The organism is Alteromonas profundi (assembly GCF_010500865.1).
Classification (GTDB): Bacteria; Pseudomonadota; Gammaproteobacteria; order Enterobacterales; family Alteromonadaceae; genus Alteromonas; species Alteromonas profundi.
In genome coordinates this window covers 21,306-35,560 of record NZ_JAAAWN010000026.1, presented here as the reverse complement: position 1 = coordinate 35,560, position 14,255 = coordinate 21,306, and the positions used below count along the sequence as shown (strand labels likewise).

The following is a 14,255-nucleotide window of genomic DNA, read 5'->3' as shown; positions in this document are numbered from 1 at the left end:
TAACCCTGTGCCAATCACAGGGTTGATAGAAATATCACTGCTAGTGCTAAAAGCGGGGCGATAATCGCTACCGTTTGTACTGTTCGATATTCAAATGCCCAATTGACCAAATCGACCAATTGATTTTGCCAGACATCTTGCCAGTAAAAACTGGAATGTTGGCGGGCCAACGCGTGTTGCTGCGTCGCAAACCTGTGATGAAGTAGACCTTCAAAGCGCTCAAGCGTGTTAATTTTACTGCGCATTAACTGTACGTTATAAACGCCATTTAATACCCAATTAATCAATAAACTCACCATAATGCCAATGATAAGTTCGTGGCTTGCTGGTTGCTTCAGCACAATCCATGACTGAGCAATGTGCGCGAAGGAGTAAAACGCGAACACCAGAGAAAAAAGTGACAGACACTTTATCACCACAAGTGTCATAAGCGACGAACCCATGCCAAGCCTATGAGCATCGTCTAACCTCTTACACCAAGATGACAATGTCTGTCTGTCAGAAACGGTTTCTTTTTTCACAGGTACTCTTACTTAGTTATCAAGTGCGCAGACAGTGATATCGTCCGCGCACGTTTTACCGAATATGATGCCGCATACTTTTTTAGTCAGCGTCTTCGGGGCGATCTAGGTTTTCAGTCGATTCCAACCACATGGCGTTGATAATGCCAAAAGAACACGCGAGTAATACTCCTAAAATCCATGTGAAATACCACATTTTCGACTCCTTAATAGATGGTATGAGATTGGTCGAGATCAGCACTTTTAATGCGACCACGCATAACGTAAAAACTGTACGCTGTGTAACTAAGTACAATAGGAACAAAGAGACAGGCGACGAAAAACATGACATTCAATGTTAAATGGCTTGATGTGGCATCCCACACCGTTAAGCTTGCTTCTGGCATGGTGGCGCTAGGCATTAAAAATGGGAACATTGAAATCCCAGCGGTTAAAATGACACCTGCAATAAATAATGCACTGCTCACAAATGCCATACCGGCATTTCCCTTATTAGAGAAAAATGCACAGGCCAATCCAGCAACAATACCCAAGACTGGCGCTATCATGGTCACAGGGTAGTCTCGGTAATTATTCATCCAGGCACCGCTTTGAATAGCCACCTCTTTTTTGAGGGGGTTAGACGTAGCCAGCGTATCAAGGGAAGACGTAATAACGAAACCATCGATACCAACGGCCACCCATACTCCGGCTAAGACAAAGCATGCCACACCCACTAAACTTAATACCTTAGATACATTTCTAGCCCGGGATTGAATAAACCCATCGGTTTTCATTTGCAGCCAAGTTGCACCATGGTTTAGCAAAATGGCAACCGACAATACGCCAGATAAAAGCGCAAACGGCGTGAGTAGTCCGAAGAACGAGCCGGTATAGGTAGACTTAAGAGTGTTATCCAACTCGAAGGGAACGCCGAGTAGCAAGTTCCCAAAAGCAACACCAAAAATCAACGAAGGGATAATACCGCCAGCAAATAGCGCCCAGTCCCAAGCATTACGCCATTGTGGGTTTGGCAACTTACTTCGATAATCAAACCCAATTGGGCGCATCCAAAGCGCAATTAAAGTGAGCGCAAGGGCAAGATAAAAGCCTGAAAAAGCCGTGGCATAAATCATTGGCCAAGCAGCGAATATCGCGCCCCCCGCCGTAATAAACCATACTTGGTTGCCATCCCAGTGGGGGCCAATAGTATTGATCATGACCCGGCGTTCTTTGTCGTTCCTGCCGATGAGTGTTAGCAATGCACCTACGCCAAGGTCAAAACCATCTGTCACTGCAAAGCCAATAAGTAGCACGCCAATTAGGCACCACCAAATAATGCGAAGAAGTTCATAATCAATCATGCTTTTGCTCCTTTGCTGTCTATATCTACAAAGTCTAAATCTGAGTCAGTTTGGCTGTCGCTAGGGGGTACGGGGCCTTTCTTGGCAAATTTTTTCATTAAATAGAAGCCAATAATGAACATCATTGTGTAGAAAAGGGTGTAAGCAATTATGGTGGTCACCACATCGCTTATGGCTAGGTTAGAAACAGAGGCATGAACAGGCAGTACTTCGGCAATCGACCAAGGCTGACGACCATATTCCGCCACAAACCACCCTGCTTCACAGGCTATCCAAGGTAGCGGCAAGCCATACAATGCCGACTTTAATAGCCAGCGTGGTTGAGTAATCTTATGTTTAGTGCTGAAATAGAAAGCGCAAACAAACAAAGCAAGCATGATAAAGCCAGCCGCTACCATGATACGAAAACTCCAAAAGAGGGGCGCTACAGGGGGAATGCTGTAGTCAACAGCTTGCTGAATTGCCGCTTCAGAAGGTGTAGCTACATTATCGGTAAAAGGCTCTAGCAGCATGGCATACCCTAAGCTGTCTTTATGCGCCTCGAAGGTGGCGATTTCTTGCTCAGATGCGGTTCCGCTGCGCACACTATCGAGCAATTCATAGGCTTTGATTCCTGCTAAAATTCGCGCTCTATTTTCTGCTTTTATTTCTTTTATCCCCTTCACTTCTTCGGTTAACGAGCGGGTGGCGATAATCCCCATTGCCCATGGAATTTGAACGGCATATTCCGTTTCCTGGGTTTCATCATTAGGCAAACCAAAGAGCGTAAAAGGCGCGGGCGCTGGATGTGTATCATATTCCGCTTCCACAGCAGCCAACTTCACTTGTTGGACATGACCGAGTTCATATCCGCTTTCATCCCCTAACACAATGACGGAAAGCGTCGCGGCCAAGCCAAAACTTGCCGCAATGGCAAATGAGCGTCGTGCGAAGGCGATATGTTTATGATTGAGCAAGTAGTAACTGGAGATGGCGAGCACAAACATAGCACCGGTGACATAACCTGCTGATACCGTATGAACAAACTTAACTTGGGCTACAGGGTTAAATATCACTTCCGCAAAGCTTGTCATTTCCATTCGCATTGCTTCGAAGTTAAATTCAGCCCCAATAGGATACTGCATCCAACCGTTGGCGATTAATATCCATAGGGCAGAGAAATTTGAACCAATGGCAACTAACCACGTTGCCATAAGGTGTTTAACCTTCGACATCTTGTCCCAGCCGAAAAAAAACAACCCCACAAAGGTAGACTCTAAGAAGAAGGCCATCAGCCCTTCAATGGCAAGCGGCGCACCAAAGATATCCCCCACATAGTGTGAGTAATACGACCAGTTCATACCGAACTGAAATTCCATGGTTAAGCCTGTTGCCACACCAATTGCGAAATTAATCCCAAACAACTTTCCCCAAAACTGCGTCATTTGTTTGTAAATCTCTTTGCCCGTCATCACATAGACAGACTCCATAATGGCAAGCAGAAAGCTTAGTCCTAGGGTTAGGGGTACGAATATAAAGTGGAACATTGCGGTTAACGCAAACTGCCACCGCGATAGTTCTACTAACGTATCGCTCATGGGTGATCTCCCTCATCTTTTAAGTGTGCTGGAAGCGCCCAATGTGGAAGGGCGCAGTTTCTCTACAGAAGGGCGCAGAGCATTCTCTGTTCCAGTCTTGCAGTAAAAGTACATAAAATAGGTTTTTGCCCTAACTACAGGGATTTCCTACTATGCGGGAGAATTATGGCATGCGCGGAAAAAGCGAATTTTGATCCAACGCAAGATAACCTTTGCTAACTACGCCAAAATTGACAAACAAAGCGCCATATTTGACACATGTCCCGTTTTTACCCTTATACCCCTGTGTGCTAAGGCGTATATGTCAGGGTAAATGCTCCTCGTAACGTGCCAATATCGAACCCCATAGCTTCGTCCTCTGGATAGGCGTCATCAATTGCAGCCTGCACTCTTGGGGCTACAGACTGGCCATGGCATGCCGTGCATATTTCGTCAGTTTTTATGGCTTTCAAGTATCTAAATTCACCTGTCGCGCTATCATAATGGGAGGCTTCAAGTGGTCCATCAAATTGAGCCGATAATTGATTAGAAAACGCGATAAGTTGTTCTCGTTCCCAAGCATCAGGGGTATTGGCTGGGTTGCGTACCCGCAGGGCCGTGCGCCCAACAGTCCAACCATTACCACTAATGGCTTTAGCTATCGGCCCAGCCTCTAATTTACAAGCCTCAATCCCCTTGACCAAACCACCTTGACCAATAGCTTCTTGCAAACGCGCTTTTAATGCACCGCCTAAGGCTTTCGCATGCTGCCGCGCGACAAGGGTTCTCGCCTTTAAATCGCCCACGGATTCGCTTTCTATCGTTACATTGGACGCAAAAGCAAAAGTAGTACTTAGCGCAAATATACTTAAGGGTAAAATTAACGTTACTTTCATCACTTGATTTCCTCTCTTATTCACAGATATCGGCTATCGAGATTAGTTGCTAATGCAAGGGCCACTAAACCTCGCTATGGCAATCCACAACAATCTATATGCCAATATGATAGTCTTTAACTAATAAAACGAGGCTAAACCAACGTAGGGCAGCAAAGGTATGAATATCTCCATCATTCAGGGAATGATCGATGCTATTGATAAACCCGCAATTTTCATCAACCAAGACTATGTAATAGAAGCCGTTAACAAGCCCTATAGAGATACCTATCCTGTTACCATTAAGCTGGGCTTCAGTACCTGCTACCAAGTATCTCACCGCAATAGCAAACCATGCGATCTGTGTGGTGAAAACTGCCCAATGGAGCAAGCTAAAGAAACAGGGAAAACCGCCAGCGTGGTGCATGTTCACGCCACCAATGAGGGGCAAAGTTACTGCGATATTCGTATGAAGCCTATCATTGATGGCGAAGGAGAACTCCTTGGTTACCTAGAGATACTCGACAAACTAGCTTACGCCTCAAACACCTCATCCGAAGGAAAGATGGTGGGCGAATCTGATGCGTTTAAGGCCATGTTGAGCAAAATCAACCGTGCTGCCAACTCAAATATTTCTGTGCTTTTACACGGCGAAACCGGCACGGGAAAGGAACTCGTCTCTCACGCACTTCACAGCAGTAGTCATCGCGCTGAAAAACCCTTTGTCGTCATTGAATGTACAGGCCTAACTGATGCGCTATTCGAATCTGAGTTATTCGGTCATGAAAAAGGCGCCTTTACCGGCGCAGTAAATAAAAAGAAAGGGCTGATAGAAACGGTTGAGGGCGGCACGCTATTTCTCGATGAGGTAGGTGATATCCCTCTTGCTATGCAAGTTAAACTCTTACGCTTACTAGAAACACAGACGTATCGGCCAGTAGGAAGTATAGCCATTAAAAAGGCAAATTTTCGCTTAATTTGCGCCAGCCACAAAGATTTATTGGAGCTTGTTAATGCTGGAAAATTTCGCCACGACCTATATTATCGAATAGCTGGGCTCTCGATTCATTTACCTCCATTACGTGAACGCAATAATGATATTGTTTTGCTAGCAAAACATATATTAAATACATTAGGCAGCGATAAAACCTTGTCTCAACCTACTTTAGCTGCACTTAAGAAGTATACATTCCCCGGCAACATAAGGGAGCTTAGAAACATAGTTGAGCAAGCAATTCTAATGGCTGATGATAGAATCATTGGGCCTAGCGATTTACCTGAATATGTCTGCGCATCGACACAGCAAACGGCTCACTTATCACCACAGGGAGAAAAAGGCATAATGACGCTAGCGGAAGTCGAAGCACATTATTTGAAAGATAAAGTCGATGTCTACACCGGCAATACTGGAGACTTAGCCGATGCGTTAGGAATAAGTGTGCGAACCTTGTACAGAAAATTACAAGCATTAAAAATAAACGCTCCTTAGTGCAAAAAATTTACTAGCAAACACCTAATCTCTAACGCTATTATACTATGCTCATATTTTTGATAGTTTTAAAGGCGCGCTATTAAAGCACTACTTACTTTTTTTGTGTGTATTGTTTTGCTAATGCAAAATGCATTGGCCATAGGGCTGGCTGCCTATTCTATGGACAATGCTCAAAACCGCGTGGGTAGTGAAACACCCGATATCGAACTTATATGTACCGGTAAAACCATGCGCTATGTGTCCGTTAGCGCTTCCGAATTGGCCGGTGAATTCGTTTTTGTCAGCCCTGAATTAGTAAAAACGTCTCCTCAAAGCATCGACTGTACCAATGGTACGCTAGCCGATTTACCCAGCTATACTTCAGTTAACTACGATTTACAGGTGAGTGTTTTCTTTCAGCGCTTCTATGCGCTTACTGAGTCACTCGTTCAGCGCCCCTATACCGCCTACCCTTACACGGTTCCCATTGGCAGAGCGCCGCCATTTTCATAACTGCCTCCTTCGTATTTCGAGCAAGGCAACTTGCAACCTAATACCTCTATAAATGGAAACGTTATGAAAAAAACACTGACAGCCTTGGCGGTTATCGCCCAAGGTGTTACCCAATGCGCCTTAGCACAAGATTCACAAGGCGAAATAATTACTGTTATCGGAAGCCCGCTTACCCAAATAGACGCTGAGCGTATCAACACTTCATCAAATACCGATGCCGATTTTGGCGATCAAATAGAGAAGTTGACGGGGGTGAGTATTACCCGAAATGGCCCTGTTACTGGCCTTGTTCAATATCGCGGCTTGTACGGCGATCGAGTGGGCATAACCATAGACGGCGTAGATATCGAAGGGGCTGGACCAAACGCAATGGACTCACCTCTCTCTCACGTACTTCCCGAGCCCGGCCTTCAGGCGGTACTCTATCGCGGTATTGTGCCGGTAAGCGCTGGTGTACAAACCCTTGGCGGTAAGCTCGATATACGCGCCGATGACAGTGCCCTATTTAATTTGGCAGAAGGTTTAAAGGCTAATTTTAATGGCGCACTTTTCTCTCCTGGCACAGGACAGCAATATCAAGCTAATGGCGTATACCGTTTCGAAAGTGGTTTTTTAACTGGCGCGTTCACTCATCAACAACGGGATGAGCGGGAGGCCGCTGACGATATCGCTATTCCTAATAGCGCGTATTTACGTAACGGCGCAAAATTACGGGCAGGCTATGAGCAGGGCAATCACCAATTTACCGCGTCGTATCAAGCGCTAAATACAAATCAAAGTGGCACTCCGGCTTTAGCCATGGACATCAACTTTATCGACGCAGCTTGGTATCGCTTAGGCTATCGATACCAAGCTTCTGATAACACGTACTTTGTCTTAAATGCATTTGGCAATAGTAACCAGCACGCTATGGATAACTTCAGACAACGCCCCGTGATGATGGACAGTATGGCAAGGCAAAATGACGCGGACGCCATTGCTCAGGGATTTAACACGTCTTATGTCACCCCTCTCTATAACGGTACGATTACTCTAGGTGCCAATGTTGCTCACAAACGCAATAATTCCACCATCAGCAACCCAAATGACGCCAGCTTTTACATCAATAATTTTGCCTCCACCGAGCAAGATACTTACAGCCTATTCTCTGAGTGGGAAGGTGTAAGAAACACGGTGCAGTATCAATTTGGCGCCCGTTTTACACAGGTGAATGCAGAAGCAAACGATGTGGGCTCAAATATGGAGATGATGAACGATGCAGTTGCGAGCCTCGCCATAAGCTTTAATGGTGCCGACCGAGAGAAGCGTTTTACTATGTTAGATTTAGCGGCAACCCTTGAAACAGCCATTGGCGACAATGCTATGTTCTTTGCGGGGGTATCTCAAAAAAACCGGGCGCCCAATTACTATGAGTTATACACCTGGCTACCATTGGCAATAACCGGCGGTATGGCAGATGGGTTTAATTACATAGGCAATACGGCTTTAGAAGAAGAAACCGCACGCCAAATTGAATTCGGTACCACCTTTAGCGCAAAAAATTGGACGATTTCTCCGCGGCTCTTTTACCAAGATATAGAGAATTACATCACTGGAATGCCCAGCGAAAATACATCAGCTATCATGTTTTCTAATATGATGAGTGGTACCGTTCCTTTTCAATGGACCAATACCGATGCGGTAATTAAAGGCGTTGATATCACCCTTCACGGTGAACTTTTAGATAACCTCTCCTTAGACATGCTGGCAAGCCACACCCATGGCAATAGAGACGACATTGACGATGCGCTTTTTCGGATAGCCCCCGAGCGCCTGGTAACCCGTTTACAATGGCAAACCGCATTGTTCGCTTCCCCGCTCTCCCTTGAAGCCACGTCTGAATTGGTAGGCAGTCAATCCCATGTTTCCGCCTTGCAAAGCGAAACCGCTACCGCGGGCTATGGCCTTTTACACTTAAGCGCAAAATGGCAACTTACCCCCGTATTTGCCGTTAGCACACGGATTTCAAATGTAACCGATAAGTACTACGCTGCGCATACTGCCGGTATAAATAGAGTATCGGGTGATGCCAATATTGCCACAGGAGAGAAAGTACCAGGTGCAGGCAGAGAGTGGCAACTATCGCTTCAACTGGCGTTTTAGGTGAAACAGTAACACTTATCAGGTAAACCCAGCCCCTACCTTTTAACAAGAAAATGAGTAAGGGATCTCTGGGTTTACAGCCCTTTTAAAAAGACGGTAAAGCTCAGTATAGCTTTACCGTTGACTTTTCACACACCACGTTGAATACTATTGGTATGAATTTATACCTGACGAAAACAATGCCCATTACACAATCGGTACTAAGCATTATTATTCTCGCTATTCTTAGGAATTGGCGGGTACGTTAGTGTGTAAATAAAACCTTCACTAAAACCCGCCGTTACGGCGGGTTTTTTATAGGCTCGCTGTTTCGGTACTAAAACGAGACGACAGCCATGAACAACGCGATAACCCATGTATTACACCATTTGCATAGCGCGGTGAATGCAGGTGATAAAGACGCCCTTTCAGCCTGTTATGGTAATAACGCAAAAGTGGTAGCTAGCCCCATAAATAGCGCAACACAGCGCGATTGCATTTCAGCGCTCAACCAATTTCAGCAGAAATTTATGCCTGAGCATATTGTCACGACCGGAGACGAAATCGTGATTGAGGCAGGGGATGTGGCGCTAGTGATAGCGAAACTCTATCTCGTTCCAAGGCATACTCCCCATGCGCTTCCTTGCGAAGGTAAACGTGCTGTTTATGTGATGCAGCGCCAAAGCGACGATACCTGGAAATGTATCATCGATAATTTCTTCGGCACTGATTTGCTTGATTTCGCCTAAGGTGAAAGTCGTACATACCGCGCCCCTATACCGTCACCCCAAAGAGCAGGATCCCCTGCTCTTTTACTATTCGCTTGCAAGCAAAAATAATACGTCCAATGCCGCTGGGTATAACTTCATATTAATGTCTTCCCAACGCAAATGTGATAATATAACAATTCCAACTTTAGATATGTTATATTGTAACAATTAAGCAAAGGGTAATTGTCATGAGTGTCAGTTTCTTGATTAGAACATTTACATTAGGTGTGGCGGGGTTGGTCACGATAGCTGGCGCTATACTTATGATTGGATCTGCCCAAGCCGCTGAGAATGAACACCGTCATGGTCAAGGAAGCCTGCAAATTTTGCAGGTTGAGAATCAATGGCAGTTAACGCTTTCATTACCCCTCGATGACGCGTTTGGCTTTGAGCATGCCCCTGAAACAGATGAACAGAAATCACACATACGGCACTTCGTTGCTCAGGCGGAATCTTTCGATACATTTATAAAAGTGCAGGGAAATTGCTCACTTCAAGGTGCCACCGTAAATTTACCTTGGCCCTTTCATGCAGATGGCGAACCTCCTCGTCACAGCGAGAATGCGCACGATGAAAGGATGCATGAAGAAGCACATGCCCATGAAGATGTAGAAGCTGTCTATCAAATTGACTGCAAAGAAGCGATTACGTCTATATCAGTAAACTTACCCACGATTTCACCCTCTTTGGTATCGATTGACGCGCAATGGGCTACGGATACAGGCCAAGGTATGCAAATAATCACGCCGAATGCTAATACGCTTTTTCTGCGCCACTAAGATTAACAGTGACTGATGTGGAGTTATAAATGAGAAACACGTTTACGGATTCATCAATGCCAAAATTTGCACCTAAATTACAAACACGCACAGACAAGCTAGCCATATTATTATCGTCTATGTGCGTATTACATTGCTTATTTACCCCTATTTTGCTTATTGCCATCCCTTCTCTTGCAGGCGTTGCTCTGTTAAATGATGAAACCTTTCATCGTGTGATGTTATTTTTTGTGGTACCCAGCGGTGCTTTAGCCTTGGCTATTGGCTACTCTCATCATCAAAAAGGGGGGTTAGCAATGTCGGGGATATTGGGTCTTGTGGTGCTCAGCAGCCCTTTGTGGCTGGGTCATGCGTATTTGGGCGAAACAGGTGAAGTGGTTGTAAGTGTCATCGGGTCGGCAATTATCGTGGCGGTGCATACCGTAAACTACCGATTAGGCAAACGTAAGCCCGCTTTACCGCAATAATGCGGTAATTAATCTAAGCCCTCGAAATTTATACTTTCTTTTATCCTCTGGCAGCATAAACTGGTGGTTTCATTATAACCTGCTGGCATTATTGTTTGACACCAAGCCATCGCATTCAAAATTCTAAGGAAATTTATTTTGTTTTCATTCCCAACGGCTTTGCTTAGCAAACGCACACTTCCTCTAATCATCTGTTCGCTAACGTTGGGCGCCTGCGCTAGCACTACTGGCGCTATACAAGCGGAAACTAATGCGGAAAATTACCCCCTGTCTACCGCCGTGGTATACCAAACCGAAAGCAAAGAATACCCGCTACTAAGCAGCTACGTTTATGCGCAAGCGACAAAAGCCCTGCCGGCGTCGTTACAGCCAAGCGATGTGATTGTTATGGATGTTGATGAAACGGTTCTAGACAATAGCCAATATCAAAGAGAACGCGAACAGCAAGGCTTGGGCTATTCCTCAGAAAGTTGGAATGCTTGGATTGCTCGAAAAGAAGCCACAGCAGTACCCGGCGTAACCGCCTTTTTAAATGAGGTTGTCGCGCGAGGAGGTAAAGTGGCTCTAGTGACCAACCGCGACAAGTCTATGGATGATGCAACCTGGCAAAACTTATTAGCATTAGGCTTACCTTTAACCGCTGAAAATACCTGTATTCTAGGCCGCACGGCACAAGATAAAACGGCGATAGACGGTAACACTGTTATTAATGATAAAGATTTAAGACGCAGCCAACTTAAACAAGGTACCGTCAACTGTTCTAATTCGACAACGGCAAGCAAGCCCACTTGGCAAGCCCAGCACAGGTTACTTATGCAAATTGGTGACAACATTGAAGATTTTGAGGGCGTGACGCAGGAGCATGCCAATGTAGATGCCTTATTGCCTAAGGTAGGTAAAAGCCTGTTCATCTTACCTAACCCTATGTATGGCTCTTGGTGATTTAACAGTAAGCAGGTGCTGATAATGTAGCACCTGCTATTGTTGGCCGAGTATTTGAAACCAGAGCATCTTTACTCCTCGTACAGTGCATAATTATCCAGTGACAATGAATAGGCCGATGTACCCATAGCATCTACTTTTTGTTCTATGGAAACGATACCTTCAAACCAGTAAGGATCGTAAAGATTTTCCAAGGTAATGCCTTGCTCTGACTCGACATACAAAATTTGATTTGGCGGTGGCGGCGGCATGTGTAAGCAAGCACCGAAATAGGGAACAATAAAAAAGCGCGTTACTTCTTTATCTTCATTTTGTTCCAAAGGTACGATAAACCCAGGAATGCGAATAGCTTTTCTATCAAACCCTTGAATAACACGAGTGGATGACAGCGCGGCTTGGTATTGTTGCGCCTGTTCATCTTCTAACTGACGTTGCTGAAAGCTGTCGAGAGCATCTTGCGCCGAACCATCGGCGATGTCATCCAAAAATGCTGGCCTATTTAACAGAGCACTTAAGTCTTCGGCGGGCATTAATTCTGTCCAATCTATTTCTTCATAGCTTTGCGCATCTGCACTAACAGCGGGCGCACTTGCCACTATCAATATACCGCTAGCAATAAATACATAAGCTGCCACTTTCCTGGAGGCGATTACGCGCAAAAATTTTGCGGTTGTTTTTCTAATTACGTGCATATAAGGTTTTACTCAAATCCGTCAGTTAAGCGTTAGACGCGATAACATGCATTCGCCTTACCGCCACAGCATGTTATAACATAACATAAACTACAACGAGTCGTTGAGAAATTTTGACCGCTAAAATACCCCCTTCATCGCCAACGCAAGTCATCTGTGTTGAGCACTTAGAATACGCCTACAATAAGCAGGCGCCGTCTTTTGTTTTGCCCAAATGGCAAATAGAAAAAGGGCAGCGAATCTTTCTTCATGGCCCCTCTGGCGCGGGGAAAACAACCTTACTTAATTTGTTAGCAGGAATTTTAGTCCCCCAGCAAGGCACCATTCATTTACTCGATAAGCCCTTTTCAACCTGTCGCGACAGCCAACGAGATAAACTTCGGGCCCAACACATAGGCGTTGTTTTTCAGCAGTTTAATTTAATTGCTCATTTGAGCGTTTTAGACAATATTAGGCTTGCCGCCTATTTCGCCAAGCAAGGCAAACAGGCAGATGAGCACGCCTTCGACTTACTGCATAAATTGCAGCTACCCGATTATATTGCCAGCCAACCTGCCAGCAGCTTAAGTATTGGCCAGCAACAGCGCGTTGCCATAGCACGCGCGTTAATTAACGCCCCTGAATTATTATTGGTGGACGAGCCAACCTCGGCACTCGATGCCAACGCGCGAGATGCCTTTATGTCGTTGTTATTGAATTTATGTGAGGCACATAACACTACCGTCATTTTTGTCAGCCACGACCCGCAATTAGCAAGCTACTTTTCTCAAAAGGTGGCGTTGCAAGAATTAGTGACGATAAAGGAGCCAAACCATGTTGTTTAGGTTTGCATTAAGTAGCTTAAAAAGTAGAAGAAAGTCGGTACTGCTTACCTTTTTGTCGCTGCTGATCAGTATTAGCGTACTACTTAGTGTTGAGCATATTCGCAGTCAAGCGGAACAAAGCTTTTCCCGCACAGTATCGGGCGTAGATTTAATTGTAGGCGCGCCAAGCGGGCAGTTGAATTTACTGCTATACAGTGTGTTCAGAATGGGAAGCCCTACCAACAGCATTTCGTATAGCAGTTATGACATGCTTCAAAATCACGCTCAAGTTGCGTGGGCCGTGCCCATTGCCCTAGGTGATGCCCATCGTGGCTACCGCGTTTTAGGGACAAGCCCCGATTATTTCACGCATTTTCATTATGGCAATAAACAGCCATTAGTGTTTTCATCGGGGGGCGCTTTTGCCCAGCCTTTAGAGGCGGTGATTGGTGCCGATGTAGCCAAAAAGCTAGGCTACCAAGTAGGTGACGATATTGTTATTTCCCATGGTGTCGGCGCGGTCAGCTTTAAAAATCATGACGATGCCCCCTTTACTATCACAGGCATTCTTGCGCCAACAGGGACACCTGTGGATAAAACAGTTCACGTAAGCCTGCAAGGTATTGAAGCTATGCATATGCCTGCTAAAGCATTGCGGCAATATTTAAGCGCCTCTAGCGAAACGCAACTAAACCTAAAGCCAAAACAGATAAGCGCGGTATTGGTGGGGCTTAACAATAAATTTGCCACCTTCACCTTGCAGCGACAACTTAATAATTACAAAGGCGACAGACTCATGGCCATATTGCCTGGGGTAGCATTAGCCCAGCTGTGGCAGATGATGGCAAGTGTAGAAAACATTCTTATGGCCATCAGTGGTTTGGTGATGCTCTCTTCATTATTTGGGTTATCCACCATGTTGTTAGCCTCTATGCAACAACGAGAGCAAGAAATAGCCGTACTTCGAATACTAGGGGCAAGTAGCCTAACATTGCTTATGCTGATTGTGGTAGAAGCCTTAATCATCACTCTCAGTGCTTGCTTGGCTTCCTTATTACTAACATTTGGCTTGTTTACTTTATTTAGTGACACACTCGCTAACCATTATGGGCTATTTATTTCAGCCAACGTGCTCTCCCCCACCAACGCTGTATTGCTAGCAGGTGTGGTAGTCGCCAGCTTACTTACGTCCCTCATTCCAGCTATAGATGCCTATCGAAATGGCCTTCATGCCCGGCTATAGATAGGAATAAATTAACAGACATGATAGGGAGAAGAGCGGAAGAAGTTTTTCCGCCTTTTCCCTTTCTCATCGCGCAATAAATAGCAAAAAATTACGTGTATGTAAGAAGTAACTAGCAATAGGAAAATTATTCACAGCCTACCTGCACGCCAGCTCACT

The 14,255-nt window shown here is 45.3% G+C and carries 15 protein-coding genes; 9 read left to right on the top strand and 6 right to left on the bottom strand.

The annotated features are described in order from the left end of the window. Positions 1-14: 14 nt before the first annotated feature. From GTH32_RS19530 to GTH32_RS15980, 5 genes are all read right to left on the bottom strand, one after another. Positions 15-521, bottom strand: coding sequence for a 6TM ABC transporter family protein (locus tag GTH32_RS19530; RefSeq protein WP_246223294.1), 507 nt, complete (start codon positions 519-521; stop codon positions 15-17). Positions 522-603: 82 nt separating this feature from the next. Continuing rightward, positions 604-717, bottom strand: a complete 114-nt coding sequence (gene cydX / locus GTH32_RS15995; protein ID WP_163087604.1) for a cytochrome bd-I oxidase subunit CydX — start codon at positions 715-717, stop codon at positions 604-606. 10 nt (positions 718-727) lie between these two features. After that, entirely contained in the window at positions 728-1,864 is a 1,137-nt protein-coding gene (gene cydB / locus GTH32_RS15990) for a cytochrome d ubiquinol oxidase subunit II (RefSeq protein ID WP_163087602.1), read from the bottom strand. Next, positions 1,861-3,441, bottom strand: coding sequence for a cytochrome ubiquinol oxidase subunit I (locus GTH32_RS15985; protein WP_163087600.1), 1,581 nt, complete (start codon positions 3,439-3,441; stop codon positions 1,861-1,863). Before GTH32_RS15985 ends, cydB begins: the two co-directional genes overlap by 4 nt. A 290-nt stretch (positions 3,442-3,731) precedes the next feature. After that, positions 3,732-4,316: a Tll0287-like domain-containing protein gene (locus GTH32_RS15980; RefSeq protein ID WP_044058382.1), complete on the bottom strand. Its 585-nt coding sequence runs from the start codon at positions 4,314-4,316 to the stop codon at positions 3,732-3,734. A gap of 160 nt (positions 4,317-4,476) precedes the next feature. On the opposite strand from GTH32_RS15980, the gene GTH32_RS15975 reads away from it, so the two are divergent. The 7 genes from GTH32_RS15975 (at position 4,477) to GTH32_RS15945 (ending at position 11,358) form a co-directional block, all read left to right on the top strand. Beyond that, positions 4,477-5,784, top strand: coding sequence for a sigma-54 interaction domain-containing protein (locus tag GTH32_RS15975; protein ID WP_246223293.1), 1,308 nt, complete (start codon positions 4,477-4,479; stop codon positions 5,782-5,784). A gap of 123 nt (positions 5,785-5,907) precedes the next feature. Then, positions 5,908-6,279, top strand: a complete 372-nt coding sequence (locus GTH32_RS15970; RefSeq protein ID WP_163087598.1) for a hypothetical protein — start codon at positions 5,908-5,910, stop codon at positions 6,277-6,279. 63 nt (positions 6,280-6,342) lie between these two features. Next, positions 6,343-8,421 (top strand): TonB-dependent receptor plug domain-containing protein, encoded by a 2,079-nt coding sequence (locus GTH32_RS15965; protein WP_163087596.1) that lies wholly within the window; start codon positions 6,343-6,345, stop codon positions 8,419-8,421. 335 nt (positions 8,422-8,756) lie between these two features. Next, on the top strand, positions 8,757-9,149 hold the full coding sequence (locus GTH32_RS15960; RefSeq protein ID WP_163087594.1) for a YybH family protein: 393 nt from the start codon (positions 8,757-8,759) through the stop codon (positions 9,147-9,149). A gap of 209 nt (positions 9,150-9,358) precedes the next feature. Beyond that, a complete protein-coding gene (locus GTH32_RS15955) occupies positions 9,359-9,949 on the top strand; it encodes a ZrgA family zinc uptake protein (RefSeq protein ID WP_163087592.1) in 591 nt (196 codons plus the stop codon). A 29-nt stretch (positions 9,950-9,978) separates the two neighbouring features. Then, positions 9,979-10,416: a MerC domain-containing protein gene (locus GTH32_RS15950; RefSeq protein ID WP_246223292.1), complete on the top strand. Its 438-nt coding sequence runs from the start codon at positions 9,979-9,981 to the stop codon at positions 10,414-10,416. A 138-nt stretch (positions 10,417-10,554) separates the two neighbouring features. After that, complete coding sequence (locus GTH32_RS15945; protein WP_246223291.1) at positions 10,555-11,358, top strand: 5'-nucleotidase, lipoprotein e(P4) family; 804 nt, start codon at positions 10,555-10,557, stop codon at positions 11,356-11,358. Positions 11,359-11,429: 71 nt separating this feature from the next. Here the strand turns inward: GTH32_RS15945 and GTH32_RS15940 are convergent, their stop codons facing one another. After that, a complete protein-coding gene (locus GTH32_RS15940; protein ID WP_343033451.1) occupies positions 11,430-11,993 on the bottom strand; it encodes a DUF3299 domain-containing protein in 564 nt (187 codons plus the stop codon). Positions 11,994-12,163: 170 nt separating this feature from the next. Between GTH32_RS15940 and GTH32_RS15935 the strand changes: the two genes are divergently transcribed. Both GTH32_RS15935 and GTH32_RS15930 read left to right on the top strand, forming a co-directional pair. After that, on the top strand, positions 12,164-12,874 hold the full coding sequence (locus GTH32_RS15935) for an ABC transporter ATP-binding protein (RefSeq protein WP_203565523.1): 711 nt from the start codon (positions 12,164-12,166) through the stop codon (positions 12,872-12,874). After that, a complete protein-coding gene (locus tag GTH32_RS15930; RefSeq protein WP_163087588.1) occupies positions 12,864-14,096 on the top strand; it encodes an ABC transporter permease in 1,233 nt (410 codons plus the stop codon). Before GTH32_RS15935 ends, GTH32_RS15930 begins: the two co-directional genes overlap by 11 nt. Positions 14,097-14,255: the final 159 nt, after the last annotated feature.

Coding starts and splice junctions, on each gene's coding strand:
- GTH32_RS15985 (WP_163087600.1), bottom strand. CDS start 3,441: ATGAGCGATACGTTAGTAGAACTATCGCGGTGGCAGTTTGCGTTAACC.
- GTH32_RS15950 (WP_246223292.1), top strand. CDS start 9,979: ATGAGAAACACGTTTACGGATTCATCAATGCCAAAATTTGCACCTAAA.
- GTH32_RS15965 (WP_163087596.1), top strand. CDS start 6,343: ATGAAAAAAACACTGACAGCCTTGGCGGTTATCGCCCAAGGTGTTACC.
- GTH32_RS15960 (WP_163087594.1), top strand. CDS start 8,757: ATGAACAACGCGATAACCCATGTATTACACCATTTGCATAGCGCGGTG.
- GTH32_RS15930 (WP_163087588.1), top strand. CDS start 12,864: ATGTTGTTTAGGTTTGCATTAAGTAGCTTAAAAAGTAGAAGAAAGTCG.
- GTH32_RS15980 (WP_044058382.1), bottom strand. CDS start 4,316: ATGAAAGTAACGTTAATTTTACCCTTAAGTATATTTGCGCTAAGTACT.
- cydX (WP_163087604.1), bottom strand. CDS start 717: ATGTGGTATTTCACATGGATTTTAGGAGTATTACTCGCGTGTTCTTTT.
- cydB (WP_163087602.1), bottom strand. CDS start 1,864: ATGATTGATTATGAACTTCTTCGCATTATTTGGTGGTGCCTAATTGGC.
- GTH32_RS15970 (WP_163087598.1), top strand. CDS start 5,908: ATGCAAAATGCATTGGCCATAGGGCTGGCTGCCTATTCTATGGACAAT.
- GTH32_RS15955 (WP_163087592.1), top strand. CDS start 9,359: ATGAGTGTCAGTTTCTTGATTAGAACATTTACATTAGGTGTGGCGGGG.
- GTH32_RS15975 (WP_246223293.1), top strand. CDS start 4,477: ATGAATATCTCCATCATTCAGGGAATGATCGATGCTATTGATAAACCC.